General features: G+C 75.6%; 1 protein-coding gene. It reads right to left on the reverse strand.

Annotation, left to right across the window (positions count from 1 at the left end):
* Positions 1-316 (reverse strand): outer membrane protein assembly factor BamB family protein (locus ACSNOH_RS35240; RefSeq protein ID WP_436725511.1); only part of this gene is annotated, 316 nt, incomplete at both ends.

Genomic DNA, 316 nt, shown 5'->3' on the forward strand with positions numbered 1-316 from the left:
CCCAGGCCTGGACGCCGCCGCCGCGGGTGCCGGTGACGACCGTGCCGCGGTCGGCCCGCAGGGAGTAGACCCAGCCGTCGGTGGCGAGGCGCCAGCGCTCGGCGCCGTCGGCCGCGTCGAGGGCGTAGAGCGTGGGGCCGTCGGAGGCGTGGATGCGCCCGTCGGTGACGGCCATCGCCCAGGCCACGTCGCGGGTCTTGAACTGGCGCCGGCCGGTGGCCACGTCGAGGGCGTGCACCTCGAACGAGGTGACGTACAGCAGCTCGCCGGCGACGGTGGGCGTGCCCCAGACGTCGTTGGACATGCGGAACCGCCA

The sequence above is a fragment of the Streptomyces sp. URMC 127 genome (genome assembly GCF_051386535.1).
Classification (GTDB): domain Bacteria; phylum Actinomycetota; class Actinomycetes; order Streptomycetales; family Streptomycetaceae; genus Streptomyces.